General features: G+C 72.2%; 15 protein-coding genes and 1 pseudogene. 6 read left to right on the top strand and 10 right to left on the bottom strand.

Annotation, left to right across the window (positions count from 1 at the left end; translation table 11 throughout):
• Positions 1-23 precede the first annotated feature (23 nt).
• Both JYK02_RS30815 and JYK02_RS30810 read right to left on the bottom strand, forming a co-directional pair.
• Entirely contained in the window at positions 24-1595 is a 1572-nt protein-coding gene (locus tag JYK02_RS30815) for a CAP domain-containing protein (RefSeq protein WP_207056392.1), read from the bottom strand.
• Complete coding sequence (locus JYK02_RS30810) at positions 1592-1891, bottom strand: DciA family protein (protein WP_207056390.1); 300 nt, start codon at positions 1889-1891, stop codon at positions 1592-1594. Before JYK02_RS30810 ends, JYK02_RS30815 begins: the two co-directional genes overlap by 4 nt.
• 186 nt (positions 1892-2077) lie before the next feature.
• Between JYK02_RS30810 and JYK02_RS30805 the strand changes: the two genes are divergently transcribed.
• Positions 2078-4669, top strand: coding sequence for a carboxypeptidase regulatory-like domain-containing protein (locus JYK02_RS30805; protein ID WP_207056388.1), 2592 nt, complete (start codon positions 2078-2080; stop codon positions 4667-4669).
• A 97-nt stretch (positions 4670-4766) separates the two neighbouring features.
• A complete protein-coding gene (locus tag JYK02_RS30800) occupies positions 4767-5645 on the top strand; it encodes a GGDEF domain-containing protein (protein ID WP_207056386.1) in 879 nt (292 codons plus the stop codon).
• Between the two features lie 15 nt (positions 5646-5660).
• Here the strand turns inward: JYK02_RS30800 and JYK02_RS30795 are convergent, their stop codons facing one another.
• Together JYK02_RS30795 and JYK02_RS30790 are read right to left on the bottom strand one after the other, a co-directional pair.
• Positions 5661-7715, bottom strand: a complete 2055-nt coding sequence (locus JYK02_RS30795) for a lysophospholipid acyltransferase family protein (protein WP_207056385.1) — start codon at positions 7713-7715, stop codon at positions 5661-5663.
• The gene (locus JYK02_RS30790) at positions 7712-8683 is read right to left on the bottom strand and encodes an SDR family oxidoreductase (protein WP_207056383.1); all 972 of its coding nucleotides are present in this window, start codon (positions 8681-8683) and stop codon (positions 7712-7714) included. Before JYK02_RS30790 ends, JYK02_RS30795 begins: the two co-directional genes overlap by 4 nt.
• Positions 8684-8785: 102 nt before the next feature.
• Between JYK02_RS30790 and mutL the strand changes: the two genes are divergently transcribed.
• Positions 8786-10669: a DNA mismatch repair endonuclease MutL gene (gene mutL, locus JYK02_RS30785; protein WP_207056381.1), complete on the top strand. Its 1884-nt coding sequence runs from the start codon at positions 8786-8788 to the stop codon at positions 10667-10669.
• Between the two features lie 4 nt (positions 10670-10673).
• Here mutL and JYK02_RS30780 read toward each other — a convergent pair whose 3' ends face one another.
• Positions 10674-11099 carry a YciI family protein gene (locus JYK02_RS30780; RefSeq protein ID WP_207056378.1) on the bottom strand — a complete coding sequence of 142 codons (426 nt, stop codon included), beginning with the start codon at positions 11097-11099 and terminating at the stop codon, positions 10674-10676.
• 195 nt (positions 11100-11294) lie between these two features.
• Between JYK02_RS30780 and JYK02_RS30775 the strand changes: the two genes are divergently transcribed.
• The 3 genes from JYK02_RS30775 (at position 11295) to JYK02_RS30765 (ending at position 13792) form a co-directional block, all read left to right on the top strand.
• Positions 11295-12020, top strand: coding sequence for a hypothetical protein (locus JYK02_RS30775; protein ID WP_207056842.1), 726 nt, complete (start codon positions 11295-11297; stop codon positions 12018-12020).
• A 132-nt stretch (positions 12021-12152) separates the two neighbouring features.
• A complete protein-coding gene (locus JYK02_RS30770) occupies positions 12153-13181 on the top strand; it encodes a tetratricopeptide repeat protein (RefSeq protein ID WP_207056376.1) in 1029 nt (342 codons plus the stop codon).
• A 101-nt stretch (positions 13182-13282) separates the two neighbouring features.
• Complete coding sequence (locus JYK02_RS30765) at positions 13283-13792, top strand: hypothetical protein (RefSeq protein WP_207056374.1); 510 nt, start codon at positions 13283-13285, stop codon at positions 13790-13792.
• A gap of 3 nt (positions 13793-13795) precedes the next feature.
• On the opposite strand, the gene JYK02_RS30760 is transcribed toward JYK02_RS30765, so the two are convergent.
• The 5 genes and pseudogenes from JYK02_RS30760 to JYK02_RS30740 form a co-directional block, all read right to left on the bottom strand.
• On the bottom strand, positions 13796-15433 hold the full coding sequence (locus JYK02_RS30760; RefSeq protein ID WP_347402626.1) for a carboxypeptidase regulatory-like domain-containing protein: 1638 nt from the start codon (positions 15431-15433) through the stop codon (positions 13796-13798).
• The gene (locus JYK02_RS30755) at positions 15430-16014 is read right to left on the bottom strand and encodes a hypothetical protein (RefSeq protein ID WP_207056372.1); all 585 of its coding nucleotides are present in this window, start codon (positions 16012-16014) and stop codon (positions 15430-15432) included. The genes JYK02_RS30760 and JYK02_RS30755 overlap by 4 nt, the downstream gene beginning before the upstream one ends.
• 20 nt (positions 16015-16034) lie before the next feature.
• The gene (locus JYK02_RS30750) at positions 16035-17933 is read right to left on the bottom strand and encodes a sigma 54-interacting transcriptional regulator (protein WP_207056371.1); all 1899 of its coding nucleotides are present in this window, start codon (positions 17931-17933) and stop codon (positions 16035-16037) included.
• 17 nt (positions 17934-17950) lie between these two features.
• Complete coding sequence (locus tag JYK02_RS30745; RefSeq protein ID WP_207056370.1) at positions 17951-18946, bottom strand: tetratricopeptide repeat protein; 996 nt, start codon at positions 18944-18946, stop codon at positions 17951-17953.
• Positions 18943-20040, bottom strand: a pseudogene (locus JYK02_RS30740) (serine/threonine-protein kinase); the annotation flags it as partial. The pseudogene JYK02_RS30740 and the gene JYK02_RS30745, both read right to left, overlap by 4 nt.

Here is a 20040-nt window from a genome sequence, read left to right as displayed (position 1 = left end):
CGGTTGCTCCCGAAGCCAGCGCTTCAGGGGACCGCCGCGTAGATGACGGCCACCCAGTACTGACCCTGGCCGAAGCGCTTGGAGTTGCCCCGCACCAGTCCCACGCCCACGCGGGTGTTGGTGGCGGTGGCCAGGCTGCGTGATTCCGGCACGGCGCTCGGGTCTCCCACGACGAAGAAGTCCACCGACGCGGTGCCCGCATCCGGCAGCGCGGTGAACACGCGCTCGTGCAGCGGGGACGGGTCTCCGTCTCCCGCGGTGGGCTCATCCTGCGCCAGGGCGGCGCGGGCGTGTTCGCGCGCCAGCCGCTCCAGCGCCTCGCTGCGCACCAGCGGCGGCAGCTTGAGCGTGGCGCGGTGCCGGGAGAGGGCCTCGTATACGTCCGACACCGGGTCCGACGGGAGCGACGCGCCGGGCGAGGCCGCGGTGAAGACCTCCGTGACGATGGCCTGGTCGCGGCCGTCCACCTTCTGGAACGCCACGCCCACGCCCATGAAGCGGAACGCGGGGTCCATCAGGTTCTTGCGGTGGCCGGGGCTGTGCTCGATGCCGAAGTGCGCCGCGAGCGGACCGGCCGCCAGCCCCAGGTTCTCCCCGGCGCGCACGTAGCGCGTGCCCTCCGGGAGCCGGCGCGTGAGCGTGGAGCCGTCCGGCGCGATGTGGGCGAAGAAGCCCTCCGTCGCCATGCGCGTGCTGTAGCGCAGCGCCACGTCCTCCAGCGTCGGGTCCGGCGTGAGCTCCGGCAGCTTGTGCGCGCGGCGCAGGGTGTTGATGCGCTCGTAGAGGGCGGGGCGGGCCTCGGCCAGCGTGGTGGGTTCGCGCTGGGCTTCCTGCTCACCGCGCGCGGTGCGGGCGCCCACCTGCACCAGGAACAGCGACGTCACCTCCGGCCCCGCGTTGGCCTCGCCCACCACCTCCAGCGTGTAGCCGCCGGGCGTCTCGAACGTCACGGGCGCGCAGAAGCCGTTGGTGCCGGAGGGCGCGCGGCTCAGGGCCACGCGCTCCACCTCACCATCTGGCCGGGTGACGAAGACCTGCGGGCTTCGCAGCGGCGGGATGAGCCGGCCGCACACGCGCTTCTCCGTCCCCGCCTTGGCCAGGGTCCGGGGGAAGGGGAGCATCTCCGCCTTGCGGTCCGACGTGAGCAGCACCAGCGCGGCGCGCTCGCCCAGGAACGCCACGCCCACGCCGTAGTGGCTCACGCGCTCGTCGTTGAAGTCCGTGCGGGCGAGGAACGTCTCGATGGCGTGCGCGTGCACCCAGGCGCGGATGACCAACGCCTTGGGGGATGGATCCGCGGCGCCCGAGTCGCTCACCGCCTCCGTCAGCGTGCGCAGGTCCGGGGCGCCCGTGGTGAACTCGGTGAGGGCCTCGCGCGCGAGCCTCCGCGCCGCGGTCTCCAGCGCCTTGTCGCTGGTGGGGGCACGCCGGCCCACGCGCTCGAACTCGCGCTGGACGTGCAGCCGGGCCCGGGCCTCCTGGGACTGGGGCGTCTCCTCCACGACGGGGGCCGGGACGGAGACGGCGGCCACGGTCGGGTCGGGCGGCGCGGCGGAAGCGCCCGCGAGCAGCAGGCCCAGGAGCACGCCCTTCATCGCGACACCAGTTGGAAGGTGAGGGCCTTCACTCTTCCGGGGCCCAGCTTCTCGTTGAGCCGCTCGCAGAGCGCGTCGGCCTGCCGGGTGAGGACCTGGGCCCACTCGGCGCTCTCCACGGAGATGACCAGCGTGGTGCCGTCCAGCAGGTGAGGGCGGCTGTGCCGCGCGATGTTCTCTCCCACCGCGGCGACCCAGAGCGGCGTCAGCGACGAGGCGCGGCCTGACTCTCCCGCCAGGCGCGCCAGCACGCGGGGCAGCAGGCTCTCCAAGGTCTTCGGTTCGCTGCGCGCCATCGTCGGGCGATTCTGGAACCCCTGGCGCCGGATGCCAACCCACACTTTGCCTGCCCGCCCGGCCGATTGCGGCCCGCGCCCCGGTTCCAGGGCATTCAATGAAAGCGGATCCGGTGTCGTCCCCGGTCGCGTCACGGCCCATCCCCCTGTAAGGTCGGGGCAAGGCCGGTCCCCCTCGGAGTTCCCATGCGTCACATCCCCCTTCCGGTCCGGTCCCCCGGCCTCGTGCTCGCATGCCTGCTGGCGTGCGCCCTGGGCTGCGGGATGTCCGACCAGAACTCGCCCTACATCCACGGCGGGTGGGCGGACGATGCCTGCACGGTGGATCAGGACTGCGCGGATCCGGCGCTGTTCTTCTGCAACACCGCCCTGTCGCGCTGTGAGCCCTCGTGCCGCACGGACCTCGACTGTTCCGTGAAGCGCCGGGGCGAGCTGAACGCCATCGCCGCGTGCGAGTCGCAGGCGCTGGGCTGCCGCTGTGACGCCAGCCGCTGCGTCCCCGCCCTCTGCACCGGAGACGACGGCTGCGATGATCAGCAGGTGTGCCGCGACGGCGCCTGCCGTCCGCCCCCGTCGCCGTCCACCGCCGTGGCCTGCCGCGTGGTCCCCGAGCACGTCGTCGCGCCCGTGGGCACCGCCCTGCGCTTCGAGGCCTGGGTGACCGACGCCCGCGGCGAGCCGGTCGTCCTGCGCGACGGCCTCACCTGGGCCGCCGTGTCGGCGAGCGTGAAGGGCGGCGGCACTGGAGCCGGGGCCACGTTCACGCTGGACTCCGTGGGCACGGAGGTGGAAGCGGTGGAGGCCCGGGTGGGCACCATCGCGTGCCGCGCGAGCGTCACCGTGCTGCCCCCGCATACGGCCGAAGGGCAGGTGCGGGTGGTGGTGACGGACGCGCTCACGGGCCACCCCGTGCAGGCGGCCTCGGTGGTGGTGGCGGACGCGCTGGGCGGCGCGACGGCGCGCGAGTCGACGGACGCGCAGGGCGTGGCGGTGCTCGCGGCGCGCAGTGACTCGACGCTGTCCGTCTTCCACCCGGACTTCGGCTACCTCACCGTGGCGAACTACGACATGGCCGGCTCGCGCGACCTGCGGCTGCCCCTGCGCCGCAACCCGGTGGACCGCGTGGGCGGGGTGCGCGCCCGGTTCACCAACCTGGCGCCCGTGGTTCCGAACGGCTCGCTGTCCCTGGGCATGGCGGGGCTGTCCGTGCCGGGGCTCCTGTCGGAGGCGGCCCCCGCGCAGGTGCAGGGGCCCGACCGCGCCGTGGACCTCACGCTGGGCGGGGCGATGCGCCAGTTCCAGGTGCCCGCGAACATCTGGGTGAACGGGCTGGGCGTCGTCGCGCCCGAGTTCGTGGACGTGCCGGGCATCGCCGGGGTCTGCGACGCGGCGCTCGCGGGCGTGGCCAACCCGGACGCGGCCACGCGCGTGGGCGGCTGCGGCACGCGCGCGCTCTGGGCGCTCACCGCGCAGGTGCTGAACAACGAGCTGCCGGCGGGGATGATGGATCCGGGCACGGATCCGCTGCTGCTCCTGGCGCGCGCGCTGCCGCCGTCGGGGCGGTTCTCCTCCGCCGTGTCGCGCGACGTGCAGTTCGCCCTGCGCTCGTCCAACCCGGGCGAGCCGGCGGTGTCCGTGCCGCTCGTGTCCCTGGACTTCCGGCAGGTGCCACTGGCCTTCCCGTTCGTGACGCGCCTGCCGCCGCTTCCGCGCTTCCGCGACGGCTACCTGCAGCGCGTGCTGGTGGTGGGCTCGGTGACGGCCTCCGGACGCGGCACCGTGCCGCTGGGCCTGGGCGCCGCCGTCAACGTCAACCCGGTGGATCCGAACACGGATCCGCAGCCGGGGCTCTCCACGCCGGGCCTCGTGCGCGTGCGCATGGCGCCGGCCCATCACGGCCTGGAGGGACAGGCGTACCGGCTGCTCGCGCTCGCGTCGTCCGGGACGCTGGGCGGCGAGGAGCCCATGGGCCGGGCCACCAGCGCGGTGATGGCGCCCCTGGATGCGCCCCACTTCGATCCGGACGGCCTGGAGCCGGTGACGCTCTCCGACGCGTTCCTCGGCATCCCGGAGGGGGGCCGCTACAACCCCGACGCATCGCCATGGCACGGCCTGCTGCCGCGCGAGTGGCGCATGTCCGCCTCGGTGCCGGGCGCGACGCTCGTGCGCGCGACGTTCACCAACGCGGCCGGACGGCGCTGGACGATGTGGGTGGATGGCCGGCGCTCCGTCACCGGCGTGCGCCTGCCCGTGCCGCCCTCCGGCATGGAGGACCGCACCTTTCAGGGGGACACCGAGGGCTCGCGCGCGTCGCTGTCGGTGGAGGCGCTGGCCGTGGCCACGCCCGAGGGCCGGTCGCTGAACCTCTCCACGCTGGCGGAGTCCGGGGGCCTGGCGCCCGAGCCGCTCGCGGCGGCGGCGCGCGCGGTGTCCACGCTGAATTACGGCCGGCCCCAGGTGACGTGGCTGGAGCCCGCGGAGGGCGCGTCGCTCTCGCGCGGCGCCACCGTGCGCGTGCGGGTGGACGGCTTCCAGGTGGGAACGTCATCCGCCAACGGCGACGAGGGCGGGGTGCTGCTCACCGTGCGCGACGGCGGCCCGGGCTGTGATGGCGCGCTGGTGCGCGGCGACGTGACCACGCGGGCGGGCGAGGTGGCGCTCACGCTGCCCGCCGCCTGCTCCGGGCCGGAGGTGACGCTGGTGGCGTCGCTGGTGGACCTGCTCGGCCTGCCGCTGCGACCCGCCGTCAGCGCCGTGCGCACGGTGCGGGTGCCCTGACGTGGCGGGGTGTCAGGGGTTCTACGACCTGGAGGGGCACCCGTTCCGGCCGTGAATTCGCTTTCGCGAATTGCGCGGTGATACGTTTGCCTTCGTCATGGGCCAGAAGGAGACGGTCGTCACCGTCATCTCGAAGATCTCCGAGCGCCCCGTCAACCTGGACGCGGCGCTGGTGGTCATCTACGGCCTGGATCTGGGGCGCAAATACGACCTGGCGCGTGAGGAGACGCTCATCGGCCGGTCGTCCAAGGCGGACATCCAGATTGATCAGGAAGCGGTGAGCCGCAACCACGCGCGCATCACCAACACCACCAAGGGCGTGCGCATCGAGGACCTGGGGTCCACCAACGGCACGTTCGTCAACGACGACGTCGCGTCGGCGGCGCGGTCGCTGCACAATGGCGACCTGGTGAAGATTGGCCGCACCATCTTCAAGTTCATCGCGGGCGGCAACATCGAGGCGGCGTACCACGACGAGATCTACCGGCTGACCACGATGGACGGCCTGACGCAGATCTACAACCGCCGCTACTTCGACGAGCAGCTGGACCGGGAGATCTCCCGCAGCCGCCGCTACGAGCGCGTGCTGTCGCTGGTGATGTTCGACCTGGATCACTTCAAGGACGTGAACGACACGTACGGGCACCTCGCCGGGGACTCGGTGCTCAAGCAACTGGCGTCCACGGTGCGCACGCGCATCCGGCGCGAGGACGTCTTCGCCCGCTACGGTGGCGAGGAGTTCGCGCTGCTGCTGCCGGAGATCAACCTGGGCGGCGCCCGCCAGCTCGCGGAGAAGGTGCGCAAGCTGGTGGAGCGGCAGCGCTTCGAGTTCGACAAGCAGGTCATCCCCGTCACGCTGTCGGTGGGCGTGGCCACGCTGGAGCCGCACCACCGCGAGCCCGCGGAGCTGGTGCGCGCGGCGGACGAGCACCTCTTCGAGGCGAAGAGCCAGGGGCGCAACCGCGTCTGCGGCTGACGCCCCCGGGACCTTTCAGCCCGCGAACACCGAGCGGCGCTCGCGCAGCAGGGCCTGGAGCATGCTCTGGATGGACTCGCGGGTGAGCTCCGTGAGCCGCTGCACCTCGCCCAGGTCGTCCGCGGCCTCCGGCGCCAGGTCCTCCATGGTGATGGGCTCGCCGAAGCGGATGGTCCACTTGGCCGGCAGCGGGCCGGGCGCGGTGAGCGGCAGCGACGGGAAGCCGAGGAAGCCTCCGGGGAGGCGGCCCAGCAGCGGGGACGTCTCCTCCGCGCCGACGATGGCCACCGGCACGATGGGCGCGCCGGTGCGCAGGGCCAGCTTCACGAAGCCGCCGCGGCCGAAGCGCTTGAGGCGGTAGCGCTCCGCGAACGGCTTGCTCGCGCCCTGGTAGCCCTCCGGGAAGACGACGAGCGGCCGGCGTTCGTCGAGCAGCCGCAGCGCGTTCTCCGGCGACGCGCGCACGGCGCCCAGGCGGTTGAAGAGGGTGCCGAGCATGGGCGCGTGGAACACCTGATCCTCCACGAGCCAGCGGGCCTCCAGCAGGTCCGGACGCTCGCGCACGAGCGCCTGCGCCATCACGAGGCCGTCGTAGGGCAGGGCGCCGGAGTGGTTGGCGACGAGGATGGCGGCGCCGCGCGGCACCTGATCCACGCCCTCCACGGAGACGCGCCAGTACTGCTCGTAGAGGAAGTCCAGGACGGGCTGGAGGTTCTCCACCAGCCCCGCGTCCTTGCCGTAGTCATCCAGCCGGCTGCCGCCACCGGTGCCCAGGCTGGTGCGCACGGCCTCCATCAGGCCGTGCATGGCACCGACGGCGCGGCCCAGGCCCTCGCTCGCGAGCGCCTGCCCGGCAATCTCCCTGGCCAGTGAGAACATGCCCGCCGCGCGGCCCGCGAAGCCCGTTGCCGGGGCGGGCTCCTCCGGACGGTCGAAGGCGCGCTCGTCCCGCTCCGGGCCTTCGTCGAAAGGCTGTTCACCCGGGTCGCTCACGAGCGACAGGGGGCGCCGGCTGGGAGGCAGCTCGTCGTGGGACTCGTCGGGCAGCTCCACCTCCGGCTCCACGTCCGTCGGGGCCGCGCCCTCGATGATGGAGACGGAGATGCTCACGCCGTCCTCCTCGACGCGCTCCACGCCGCCAGGCAGGTCGTCCTCGTCGGGATCGACCGGAGCGGCCATGCCTTCCGGGTTGCGGCTCCACGCGTCCGCGGTCCAGACCTCCTCGGTGTCCTCGGGAGGAGGGACGTCCTTCGGGTCGCGCTGCCAGGCGTTGGCGGTCCAGACCCCATCCGCGTCCTCGTCGGCTCCGGTATCCTCGTCGAGGTCCCGCGCATCGCGGTCCTCGGCGGTGGACAGGGCGCGCTCCTCGGGGCTGTTGACGTGGCGGTCCAGCACCTCGTCCACGGCGACGCCCGCGGTGGCTTCGGCCACCTGGGTGGCGACGGCGGTGGCGATCTCCCGCTCGGGGCCGCTGCCGTTGGCGTCATCCAGGACCTGCCGCACCGCGGACTCGGCCAGCTCCGCGACAATCTCCGTCGCGAGCACGCGCTCGATGTCCCGGTCCGGTCCCTTACGTCCTTCGAACAGTTCGTCCACGGCCGTCTTCGCGGCGGCCTCCGCCGCGTCCGAGGCGATGGCCTCCGTCAGGGCGCGATCCACCGTGCGCTCCTGGGGGCGCGCGCCGTGCACCTCATCCGCGAGCACCTGTGGCCGTGACGGCCGGGGCTCCGACGAGGAGGCGCCCGGCGTGGAGGGCTCGCGCAGCGGGGCGTGCTCGGCCTCGCGCGCGTCCTGTTCCTGCTTCGGCGTTCCATGCCCGTTCGTGCGCGCCTCGAACATGTGCACCTTGGCGGCGGGGGTCTTCGTCTTCGGCGTCGCGGCGGCCTGCTTCGCCTCCGCGCCCTGGGTGCCGCCCTTGGAAGCGGCCTTCGCCTGCGCGCCGGACTTCGATGCGCCGCCCTTGGCGCTCTTCGCCTTGCCGGCGGACTTCGCGCCCTTCGCGGACTTCGACGCCGCGGACTTCTTCGCGGCCTTCGGGAAGGGATCATTCCCGAGGACACCCTTGGTCATGACTGGCTCCTTCTGAGCGCCGAGGCGGCGTCCCTGACATGGTGAAGGGGCACGAACCCCAGCGCGGACTCAGCGCGCTCCCCGTCCGCGACCCAGGAGTAATGCATGTAGTCGAGCAGGGCCACCGGCAACGTGCCCGCTCCCACCACCCCGAGCGCGCGAAGTGCTCCACGAAACAACGGCCCTGGCAGGGGGAGCGGTTGCGCGCCCGCCTGGCGGATGAGCCCCGACAGGGGCAACACCCCGCGCCCCACGATGTTGAATTCCCCGGCCGCCTCCGCCCGCAGCGCCAGGTGCAGCGCCCGGCCCGCGTCCTCCTCGTGCACGGCCTGCCACAGCGGGTCGAATCCCAGAAGCGTGGGCACCACGGAGTGCGACAGCAACCGCGTCGCCGGATTGTCCAGGCTGGGGCCGAGCAGGGGTGCGAAGCGCAACACCAGCGTGCGCGTGTCCGGGTGCCGCTCGCGGAAGGCCCGCACCTGTCCTTCGACCTCCACCTTGTCGTTCACGAACCGGCTGTGCGGACAGCCGAACAGCGGGGAGCCCTCGCGCAGGAGCGCCGGGTTGTTGCCCCGCGCGCCGTACGTCACCGTGAGCGACGGCACCACCAGCCGTGGCAGCCGGGCGCGGCCCACCGCCGTCAGCACGTTCATGGTGCCGATGACTTCCAGCTCGTGCGCCAGCGGACCGTTGAGGATGGGCCCGAAGAGGAACGCCAGGTGGAAGAGGGCGTCCACGGGGCGCTCGGTGAGCGCGTCCGTCAGCTCGCCTTCCGCGTCGTAGCGCGTGAGGTCCACGCGGTGGAACTCCACCTTGCTCGTCCCCTGGGGCTCCTTCGTGTCCAGCACGAGGATGCTCTCCACGTCGGGGTCCGCTTCCAGCCTCGGCAGGAGCAGCTTGCCGTAGTCGCCATTGGCGCCTGTCACCGCGATGCGCATCGGGCCCTTGCCTGCTCGGATCACTTCCATTCGCAGGGGCGGGTGTTAGCCCAGCCGTCCGGGAATGTCAGCCGAGCGCTCCAGTGATGTTCTGGACAACGTCATCCAGTTCGCGGAGGGTGGCTGATCGCCATGTCCCGAATCGCGCGCCTGAGCGACGTGCTCATCAACAAGATCGCCGCTGGCGAGGTGGTGGAACGCCCCGCGTCGGTGGTGAAGGAGCTGTGCGAGAACTCGCTCGACGCCGGCGCGCGCACCGTGCGCGTGGAGCTGGAGGGCGGCGGGGTGGGGCGCATCACCATCTCCGACGACGGCCACGGCATGAGCCGCGAGGACGCCACGCTCTGCCTGGAGCGCCACGCCACCAGCAAGCTGCGCGAGCTGGACGACCTCTTCCACATCGACTCCATGGGGTTCCGGGGCGAGGCCATCCCCGCCATCGCCTCCGTGTCCCGCTTCACGCTGCACACCGCGGAGCCGGACGCGCACGAGGGGACGAAGGTCAGCGTGGAGGGCGGAGGTCCGCCGACGGTGGAGGACGCGCCTCCCCGCGTGGGCACCGTCATCACGGTGGAGGACCTCTTCTTCAACGTGCCCGCGCGCCGCAAGTTCATGCGCCAGGGCGCCACCGAGCTCAAGCACTGCGAGGAGGCCGTGGTGCGCCTGGCGCTCGCGTATCCGGAGGTCGGCTTCTTCGCCTCGCACGAGGGCAACGAGCTGTTCTCCAGCCCGGTCAGCGAACATGATCCGCGCGAGCGCATCGCCGCGGCGCTGGGCCCCGCGTCCTTCGCGCACCTGTTCCCGGTGGAGGAGCGCCGGCTGGGCGTCGTCGTCACGGGCTACCTCGCGTCCCCCGAGTACACGCTGCCCAACGCGCGTGGCCTCTACACCTTCGTCAACCGCCGCTACATCCGCGACCGCGGCCTCATCAGCACCGTTCAGCGCGCGTTCCAGGACTACCTGCCCGCGGGCCGTCAGCCGGTGGTGGTGCTGCACATCGACGTGGAGCCCGCGGCGGTGGACGTCAACGTGCACCCGCAGAAGATGGAGGTGCGCTTCGCGGACGCCCGGGGCGTGCAGGACGCCATCAGCGCCGCCCTCTCACGCGTGCTGCGCGCGGCCCCCTGGCTGGGCACGCCCGAGCAGCAGGCCGCGAACCCCCAGCCCCGCGACGCCGCGCACTACGCGCACGCCGTGGAGCGCTTCCTCACCCGCGCGCAGGAGGCCACCTGGGGCGCGCCGCTGCCCACCGCGATGGACGCTCCAGGGCCCGGTGGCTCGACGCCCGCGCGCCCGCTGACGCCGTCCTACTTCACGCCAAACGGAGGAGGGCAGGGCGGCGCGTTCCCCGGTCCGTTCCAGGGCCCGCAGGTGCCGGGCCGCTCGCCCGCGTTCGGCGAGGCCCAGCCGCAGCTCAACGAGGCGCCACCTCCGGGCTACTTCGCGGCGCTGCGCCCCATGGGCCTCTTGGGCAGCCGCTTCCATGTCTGCGAGGGCCCCGGCGGCACGCTGGTGGTGCTGGATCCGCACGCCGCGCTGGAGCGCACGCGCCTCACCGCGTACCTGCGCCGGCTGGACGACGACACGAAGGCGCCGCCGCCGTCGCTGTTCGGCACCACGGTGGACCTGTCTCTCGCCGCGGTGAAGGCGCTGGTGGACGGCCGCGAGGCGCTGCTCAAGCTGGGCGTGGACGTGGAGCCCTTCGGCGGCACGGCGCTCGCGCTCAAGTCGGTGCCGGCGGGGCTGGAGGGCGTGGATCCGCGCGCGCTCCTGGAGGCCCTGTCGCGCGCGCTGCCGCCGCGCAGTGCCCCGCTGGATGTCACGAGCCTGGCGGAGGCCGTGCGCGTGATGGCCTGTCACGCGGCCCGGCGCGCGTCCTCTTCGCCGCTCACCGACGCGCAGCTTCGCGCGCTCCTGGGCGAGTTGGACCGCGCGGACTTCACACCCCCATGCACGCACGGCACGGTGGTGGTGCTGGAGATGCCGCTCCTGGAGCTGGAGCGGCGCGCCCGCTGACGGCTCAGGCCTTGGCCTTCGCCTCGACCTGGGCGCGCAGTGCATCCTCCTTCGCGCGCAGCTCGCCGGTGGGGTCGCTGGGCGCGAAGTCCTCCGCGGAGGCCACCTGGCGGATCTCCACCTGGCCGTCCTTGAAGGGGACGCGACGGGCCCAGGCGATGGCCTCCTCGCGCGACTTCACCTCGATGATCCAGAAGCCGGAGACCAGCTCCTTCGTCTCCGAGAACGGGCCATCCGTCACGGTGTTTCCCGTCTTGGAGAACGTCACGCGGGCGCCCTTGGAGCTGGGGTGCAGCCCCTCGCCCGCGAGCAGGATGCCGGCCTTCACCAGCTCCTCGTTGTACTTGCCCATCTCGGTCAGCTCCGCCTCCGTGGGAAGCCGGCCGGTCTCGCTGTCGGGGGTCGCCTTGACGAGCATCATGAAGCGCATGGGGAGGTCTCCTGGAACGTGGGGTTCAACGTCGGGTTCAAAAGCGCGACGAATGGTAGGGCGCGAAATCGACACGGCGGGGGACGAACCGGAAAGTTGACGCGGAAGGGCCCCCGGCTACGGTGTGCGACACGCCTGTAGCACCGGGGCCGTGTGCGCCCGTGCTGGCAGAAAGCCCCGGGTTTCCGCGCCGTGATGCTCCGCCGTCTGCCGCTCCTCCTCGCCCTCGCCGCCGCTCCCGCCCTTGCCCAGGACGAAGACACGGGCGCAGAGCGCGCCCCCACCGACCTGGACGGGGTGGGCCGCATCACCGTGCTGGCCGGCTACCGGCTCACGTCCAACGGCACGCTGTACGACGCCTGGTATGGCGCCAAGGGGCCGGGCAACGGCCTGGAGCGCGCGCCGGAGTCCACGGGAGCGCCCGTGGGCGTGGCCACGTTCGCGTACGCGATGTCGGACCTGGTGGAGGTGGGCTTCGACCTGTTCGGCACCGCGCAGAACCTGCGGCTCACGGAGCCCGGCAGCGACGGCGCCGTGTCCCGCAAGGTCAGCACCGTTTCGTACGGCATCCTCCTGGGGCTGCGCTTCCAGGGCGTGCTGGACGTGGGGCCTCAGGGGCTGGTGCCTTACGTGGGCCTGCTCACGGGGCCCACCGTCATCTCGTCCACGCGCGAGGGCTCGGCGGTCCAGGAGCGGGTCGCCCAGGCCTGGGTGGGCTCGCTCGGCGCCACGCTCCGCCTGTCCGCGAAGTGGGGCATCACCGCCGAGTACCGCTTCACGTTCCTGCGCGGTCCCGTGGAGTCACCGGACGCGGCGAAGTTTGGCGGGCCCTTCAGCTTCAGCCACGGCGGCAGCTGGTTCGCGCTCGGTGTGACCTATGCGTTCCCGCCGGATCCGTCCCGGCCGATGCCCAAGTTCTAGGCGCGCGGAAAGTTCCAACGCGAGAGCAGGCGAGCGCGTACGAAGCGGGGAGTCCGGGGAATGGTGGGCACGGAGGGCTCTGTTGGGGAGCGACAAAAGAACCCGCCCCCTCATCCCGGAGAGTCCCTTAGCATGCGTGAGTCGGCCGAAGTCATTTCCGGTCCCAGGAAGATGTCCATGCCCCCCTCTGAACAGCCGAAGACCGACGTCGAGAAGGAACTCTCCGAGCTCCGCCGCGAGGTCATCGAGTCGCGCAACCTCGTCATCAAGACGGACAACCTGCTGAAGAACCTCCATGCGGAGGTGAAGGCGGTTGGCAAGCGTCACGAGGACTTCCAGAAGCGGCAGTGGATCTCCTCGGCGGTGGCCTACGCGCTCTTCGCGGTGCTGGCGGTCGGTGGCGCGGTCCTGGTGAACGGCGCGCGCAGCTCCAGCAACACCAACGAGCGCGAGCGGCTGGAGAAGCAGGTGTCGGACCTCTCCGCGCAGCTGGAGAAGCAGCGCGCGGACACCACCGCGCACCTGACGGCCCAGCGCGCCGCGGGCGAGGTCTACAAGATGATGACCACGCTGCCGGGCGACGAGCGCCTCAAGGGCATCGACGCGCTGGTGAAGCTGGACACGCAGAAGCTGTCCTCGCTGGAGCGCCAGGCCCTCAACGACCGCGCCGCCATCCTGCGCCGTGAGACGGGCGACGCCGCCTTCGAGCGCGGCAAGATCGCCTTCCGCAAGAACGAGATGTCCGCCGTGGTGGAGGACCTGTCCCGCTTCCTGGCCATGAACCCGCCGGAGGCCGACGCGCTGGACGCGTCCTTCTTCCTGGGCACCGCCTACAACCAGCTGCGTCAGCACGACAAGGCCGTGCCGCTGCTGGCCCGCTTCGTGGAAGGCGACAAGAAGTCCAAGACGCGCGACTACGCCATGCTGCTGCTCGCCCAGTCGTACCAGGAGACGGGCGCGTTCGATAAGGCGGCGGACACGGTGCGCGACGCGCTGGCCACGTACCCGGCCACCCAGTACCTGTCGCAGTTCCGCGGCCGCCTGAGCTCCGCGAAGCGCGCCGCCTCCGGTGGTGCCGACGCCGCCGCGCTGCCCGCCGCCGCCCCGGCCGCCGCGCCCACGGCCACGCCGGCCGTGCAGACCGCTCCCGCGGGCCAGTAGTCCGGCCCGGAAGCCCGCCGCCGTCCGGAAGCGCAAAGCTCCGGACGGTGTGCAAGGGAAGGATTGCCACCCGGGGTCCAGGGTCGTAAGACCTGGGCCCCGTGTCCGCTCCCGACCCCCGGAAAGACCCCCGCTTCCGCACCTACCGTGGCGCCGCGTACGGGGTCCACATCACGCTGGCCACGCTGTTCTCGCTGTGGATGATCTGGAACGTGGGGCACTCCGTCGCGGCGATGACGCCCGAGCGGCCCCCGGCCGTGACTCCGCCCCTCACCGTGCGCGAGTGCCTGGACGCCGCGGACGCGCACTGGAAGGACCTGGAGGCCGAGCGCGAGAAGCTCGTGCACGTCCTCCCCGCGCGCAAGGTCGACCAGGAGTGGATGCGCTTCCGCACCGACTGGCTGACGCGCGTGCGCAAGTCGGAGTCCGAGTGCGCCCTGGAGTCGAGAGACCCCGCCCGCGTGGAGCTGCGCTCGGTGTACCGCCACCTCACGCGGGTGCAGGACCTCTACACCATCCACGCGGTGCAGTACGCGGGTGAGGTGGGCGGCGCGGTGGACGCGCTGCACGCCGCCTTCGACACCGCGCGCCGCAAGGACAGCGGCCGCTAGCCTTCAGCGCGTGGGCAGCACGGTGGAGTAGCGCCCCGTGCTGTCGGACACCGTCTGCGCCAGCAGGATGGAGTCCGGCCGTCCCGCCACCGTCACCACGCGGAAGAAGCGCACGGACGCGTTCGCCGCGATGCCGTCCGGCGCCAGCGCCGGATCCGGGGGCAGGGTGATGCGGCCGCTCAGCGAACGGCCCCGCGACAGCGTGAACGCCGCCAGCTCCAGCGGCCCCGTCTCGTCGGCACCCGCCGCCACGGTGACGAAGCGGCTGACGCGCGGCAGGTTCTCCCCGGGCAGGAAGTCCAGGCGGTACTCGCCCGGGTCCAGGGCCAGCTCGAAGCGGCCCTCGCCGTTGGTGGTGAGGGGGGACTCGAAGCCCAGGGGCGGCTGCGGCCAGCCCGTGAGGGCGCCCACCGGCTCCACCACGATGCGCACGCCGGACGCGGGGCCCGTGCCCTCCGGGTTGTTCACGCTGCCCACCACCACCCTGCGCGCCGGGCACGTCACGTCCGGCAGCACCGTGTCCGCCGCGCCCACCGCCACCGGCTGGAGCGTCAGGCGCGAAGGCGAGCCAGGCGGCGGGACGACGACGAGCGTGAGCGGGGACTCCGCGACGCCGGGCCGGGACTGGAGCTGGTAACGCCCCTGCGCGTCCGTGAGCACCGGCAGGCCCTTGAACGTGCCGCCGCCGGCCACGCGGCCCTGGAGCGACACGCGCGCGCCGGCCATGGGCGACTGGCCGTTGGACTCCAGCACGCGGCCCTCCACGCGCACGGCGGCGCCGGGGTCGCCCAGCTCCAGCGCGGAGGGGAGCTCGCTGAACGGCTCCACCACGAAGGTCTTCCAGGGCATCAGGCTGCCGGCGTCCACGGGCGTCGCGCGCAGCAGCACCGTGTCGCGCGAGGCGTCCTCCACGCTGAGCGCCAGCTGGAAAGCGCCCGTGTCGCGGGCCACGCGGGCGCGCTGGGACAGCGGACGCAGCGACTCATCCAGCGCCTGCACCTCCATGTCCGCGTCCACCCTGCGCGAGCCCTGGAGCACCAGCGTCCCCGTCATCGTCACGACGCGCGGGGCGGTGGGCAGGTCGAACGCCACCATGCCGCCCGTGGCGGGGTCCACGGAGGCCGTGCGCGACAGCGGCGGCAGCGCGGGGTCCAGCGGCGTGAGCGTCACCGTGTAGTCGCCGCTGCCCACCGGCAGCATCCACGCGCCGTCGTCCGGCGTGAGCGTCGTCTCGTAGCGCCGCGCGACGCCCGGGATGAGGCGGCTTTCGCCCGTGGCCAGCAGGTGGATGGGGGCCCGGTAGGGGACGGGGGACGTGCCGCCGTCGGCCGTGGCGGCGGCGCCCCGGGACACCTCGCCGCGCAGGCGCACGGGGCTGAACAGCTCCAGGTTCTGCTCCGGCCGCAGCCGGTCCACCGGGAAGTCCTGCGCGAGCAGGCCCGCCTTGGGGTGGGGCTCCACCTCCACGACGATGTCGCCGCCGGGGTTGCCGCAGCCGTCCACGAAGCACACCTGGCCCGCGGCGCACTCCGCGTCGGAGCGGCACACGAGCTGATCCGGCGGAGGCTCGTCCTCCAGGAACGCGCACCCGGCCCCGGTCAGCCCGAGCGCCAGCGCCAGGGCCCGGAGCGCGCGCGTCACTGGCAGTCCCCCGCCACCGTGTTCACCACCCACGAGTACGAGGTGACGAAGCCCGGGTCCTTCACCACGCCGCCGTCCGCGAGCAGGACCTCTTCCGGGGGATCCGGCTGGCGGTTGGTGAGGTGCCGGTCGGTGACGAGCGCCTCCACCAGGTGGATGCCCGGCGGGGCCAGCGGGTTGTTGGCCGAGCGCAGGTCCATGCGCAGATCGCCGCGGTCGCCACGGGCGGGCTGGCCGGTGTTGGGCAGGACGAACTGCCGGTAGAAGCCCGTGGGGTTGGACGGGTTGTAGTCCACGTACCACTCCACGGTGATGCGGTCGTCGACGTCCAGGTCCTCCACCACCACCTTGAAGTCCTGGACGCAGCTGCCCACGCCGAAGCTGCGCAGGATGCGCTCCGAGGGCGTCACCTGCTCCTCCAGGATGCGCGGCGGGCGGTTGCGGAACTGCGGCACGCTCTCCAGCAACGCCTCATCCTGGGGGATGAGGCAGCCCGAACCCGCCGCGAGCGCCGCCAGCCCCAGCGCCGTCACGAGCGGCTGGAGGATGCCCCGGGACTGTCGCGTCGCGTGGTGGTGCATGGCGTGGCTTGACGGCAACCCTATAGCAGTTCCTCGTTGTCGTCGGGGGGCAGCGGACCGCCCGTCTTCTCCGCCTCCAGCTTCTCCAAATGGCGGAAGATGGTGCGCGGGTCCACGCCCAGGTCCTTGGCCGTCTTGGTGCGGTTGCCGTTGTTCCGCGCCAGCACCTCGTTGATGTAGCGCTTCTGGAACTCCTCCTTCGCCTGGAGCAGCGGCATGATGGGCTCCAGGTTCTCCGGCTTGAGGTCCAGGTCGTCCGCGCCCAGCAGCGGCTTGTCCGCGAGGACGACGGCCTTCTTCAAGCGGTTCTCCAGCTCGCGGATGTTGCCCGGCCAGCCGTACTTCTTCATGGACACGGCGGCCGCGGGCGTGAAGCCGCGCGCCTTGGAGTTGAACTCGCGCGCGTACTTCTGCAGGAAGAAGCGGCCCAGGACGATGACGTCCTCGCCGCGCTCGCGCAGGGGCGGCAGCTTCACGGTGACGACGTTGAGCCGGTAGTAGAGGTCCTCGCGGAACGTGTTCCGCTTCACCTCCTCTTCCAGGATCTTGTTCGTCGCGGCCACCACGCGGATGTCCACCGGCTCGCCGCGGTTCTCGCCGACCTTGTAGACGACCTTGTCCTGGAGCGCGCGCAAGAGCTTCACCTGGAGCTGGAGCGGCATCTCGCCGATTTCGTCCAGGAAGAGTGTGCCGCCGATGGCCGCCTGGAACTTGCCGGGCCGCGTGGCCACCGCGCCGGTGAAGGCGCCCTTGGCGTGGCCGAACAGCTCGCTCTCCAGCAGGTTCTCCGGGATGGCGCCGCAGTTCACCGTGATGAACGGGCCCTTGGTGCGCGGCGAGCGGCGGTGGATCTCCCGGGCGATGAGCTCCTTGCCCGTGCCCGTCTCGCCGGTAATCAGGACGGAGATGTCCGTGGGGGCGATCTTGTCCAGGCGCTTGTACACGTCCCGCATGCCCTGGCACGAGCCCACGATGTCGCCGTAGCGCTGGTCCTCCAGCTTGCGGCGCAGCTCCGTGTTGTCGAGCTTCAGGTCGTTCACGAGCAGCGCGTTCTGCAGGAGCAGCGACGCCTGCGCCGCGAACACCGTGAGCATGTCCAGGCTCTTGGGCTCGAAGCGGTTCACCAGCCGGTCGTTGCCCACGTAGAGCACGCCGAACAGGTCACCCTTGTGCATCACGGGCACGCACATGACGGAGTGGACCTTGAGGTTCACCACGGACTCGCTGGCCTTGAACTCCGGCGCGTCCAGCGCGTCCGCGACGATGATGGCCTTCTGGTCCTTCACCACCTTGGAGATGATGGAGTCCGACAGCTTCTCCACCGCGTCCTCGATGTTCTCCCGGGCCACGTTGCGCGCGGCCTTCACGCGCGGCTCGCCGCTCTCCATCAGGATGAGGAAGCCCTTGTCGGCGCGGGTGACCTCGATGGCCTCGTCCAGCAGGCTCTCCAGGATGCGGTCCACGTCGTAGCTGCCGAAGAGCCGCTCGCTGAACGCGGTGAGCCGCTTGAGCAGGACCAGCTCGCGGCCCACCACGCCGGGCAGCTCCGCCGTGTGCGAGTCGGAGGAGGCCGTGGAGGCGGAGGGCAGGGACACCTCGCGCTCGGGCACCTCGCGGCGCACGGGCTCGCGGGGGGCGTCCTCGCGGGAGAAGGTCAGCTCGGTGCCGCCGACCTTGACCACGTCGCCGGTGGCCAGCGCGTGGTTGTCACGGCGTTTGCCGTTGACGTGGAAGGTGGCGCCCAGGCTGCCCACTTCATAGCGGGAGCCGTCGAAGGTGACGTGCAGGGCGCTGGCGGGAACGCTGGCGTCCTCCAGGGGCACGTCGTTGTCGGATCCCCGCCCCAGGCTGGTGATGCGCTTGAGCAGGGAGACCGTGCGGACCTTTCCATCGGGGGTGCGGACGGTGAGGCTGGCCATGGGCGGAGTTTCTGGGGCTAGAACGTGAGGGAGAAGCCGGCGCCCAGCCCACCACGGGTGGAGTACAGCCGCATGCGCGGCGGCGCGGCCTGGGAGACGGAGGGAGAAGGCTTCGGTTCGGGGCGGGACTCCACGGTGGTGCTGCTCACCACCTGGTCCTCGTGGTGGTAGACGGCGTCCACCACGCCCAGGGTGTAGACGGTGTAGAAGCCGGTGGCGGACGCGAGCTTGATGAGCTGCCACGTGTCCGCCTGCCGCGCGCGATCCGTGGGGATGAAGCGCACCGGGATGGACGCGCGGCCGTCCTCGTCCAGCACGTTGTCGAGGTTCACGAACCGCTCCTCGAAGAGCGAGTCGTACGCGAAGAACGCGATGATGCTGGTGACGGCCAGGGCGCCTTCGGTGGCGGCGAAGACGATGCCCATGCTGTTGCGGCCCTGCTGGAACTGGCCGGCGCCGAAGGGGACGAAGTTGACCAGGAAGTTGCGCTTCTCCACGGTGCGCACGGTGACCTGGCGGGCCAGCTCCTCCGCGCGGCGGCGCTGCGTCTCCAGGGCGACGCGCTCCTGTTCGCGGCGCTCCTGTTCGGCCTTCTCGCGCTCCAGGCGCAGGCGCTGCTCCTGGCGGAGGAACTCGCGCTCGCCGGACATCTGGTTCTTCAGGTCCTCGAAGTAGGCGACGGCCGGGGGCGGGACGACGAAGGGGTCCAGGCTGAAGTCGGGGTCCAGCCGGAGCACGGCGCGCAGGTGGCGTTCGGCCTCGTCGGTCTTGTTGAGGTTGAAGGCGGACAGGCCCGCCAGCTTATGCAGCTCCACCAGGTCGTCCTCGGGCAGGTCGCCGCGGTCGATGCGCTGGCCGGCGCGCTCCAGCACCTCGGCGTACTTGCCGTACTCGAAGGACGAGCGCAGGGCCGCGACCTCCGGATCCGCGCCGTTGGGGACCTGGGCGCGCGCGGACGCGGGGCCCAGCAGGGCCACGAGGAGGGCGACGAGAAGCAGCGGGCCACGGCTCATTCGGGGGCCAGGCTCCCGCGCAGGGTGGTGGGCTTGCCGGGCTCCAGCAGGACGACGCGCTTCTCGGTCTTGTAGCCGGGGGAGGAGATCTCCACCTCCACGCGGTGCTGGAAGCTGGCGGGGCCCCGGGGGGAGCGGATGTCGAAGGGGTTCTGGAGGCTGTCGTGCGCGGTGCGCTCCGCGTCGCCCACGCGCACGGTGGCGTCCGGCGGCTGGTAGTCCAGGGCGAGCCGCGAGGACTTGAGGAGGGCGCGCAGGCGGAAGACGTTCTCGCCGTTGGGCTTCACGTCGATGGTCTCCGTGGCGTCCTCGCAGTAGCCGCAGGAGACGGTGATGGTGTGCGGGCCCGGCGTCAGGTGCACGTCGTGCTGCGCGAGCTGCTGCGTGCCGGCGGGGCCGTCGTCCACGCGGATGGAGCCGTAGGGGCGCACGAGGATGGACACGGGGATCCGGCCAGCGCGAGAGGACTTCGGGTCGTCCTGCGGGTCGAGGCTGGCGACCATCGTGGGGCGCGCCGTGCGCTCCGTGGGGGAGGGGAGGCGAGGGTTGGTGTCGGGGTCGCGGACGGGAGTGCCCGTGCCGCCCGTGCCCTGCGCACCCGTGGAGCGTGAACCGCCAGGCGTGCCCGTGGCGTCGCCCGTGCCTTGCGAGCCATTGGGCGCGCCCGCGATCTGCGAGCCGTTGGAAGCCCCCGCGCCCTGCGAGCCGTTTGTGCCACCCGTGCCCTGCGTGCCGTTGGGCGTGCCACCCGTGCCTTGAGTGCCGCTCGGCGCGCCGGCGACCTGCGAGCCTTGCATGCCGGTGGCGGCAGCGGTGCCAGTCGGAAGTTGGGTGCCGACGGTGGCCTTCGTGCCGTCGGTTCGCGGGCCCGCCGTCTCCACCTTCGGTGTCTCGGGCGCACCGGCGTTCATCCGGTACACCTGCCAGCCGCCCAGGCCCAACGCGAGCGCCACGCCGGCTCCGATGCCCGCGCGGATGCCGCGCCTGCGCCACGTGCGCCGCCGCTGCTGACGCTGGATGCTCTTGAGCAACCCCAGCGCCCGCTCGTTCGTCGCGTCCAGCGCGAGCACGTGGTTGAGGCACGCCAGCGCGCG

The sequence above is a fragment of the Corallococcus macrosporus genome, from assembly GCF_017302985.1.
In the GTDB taxonomy this organism is placed as follows: domain Bacteria; phylum Myxococcota; class Myxococcia; order Myxococcales; family Myxococcaceae; genus Corallococcus; species Corallococcus macrosporus_A.
This window is presented reverse-complemented; position numbering and strand designations above follow the sequence as displayed.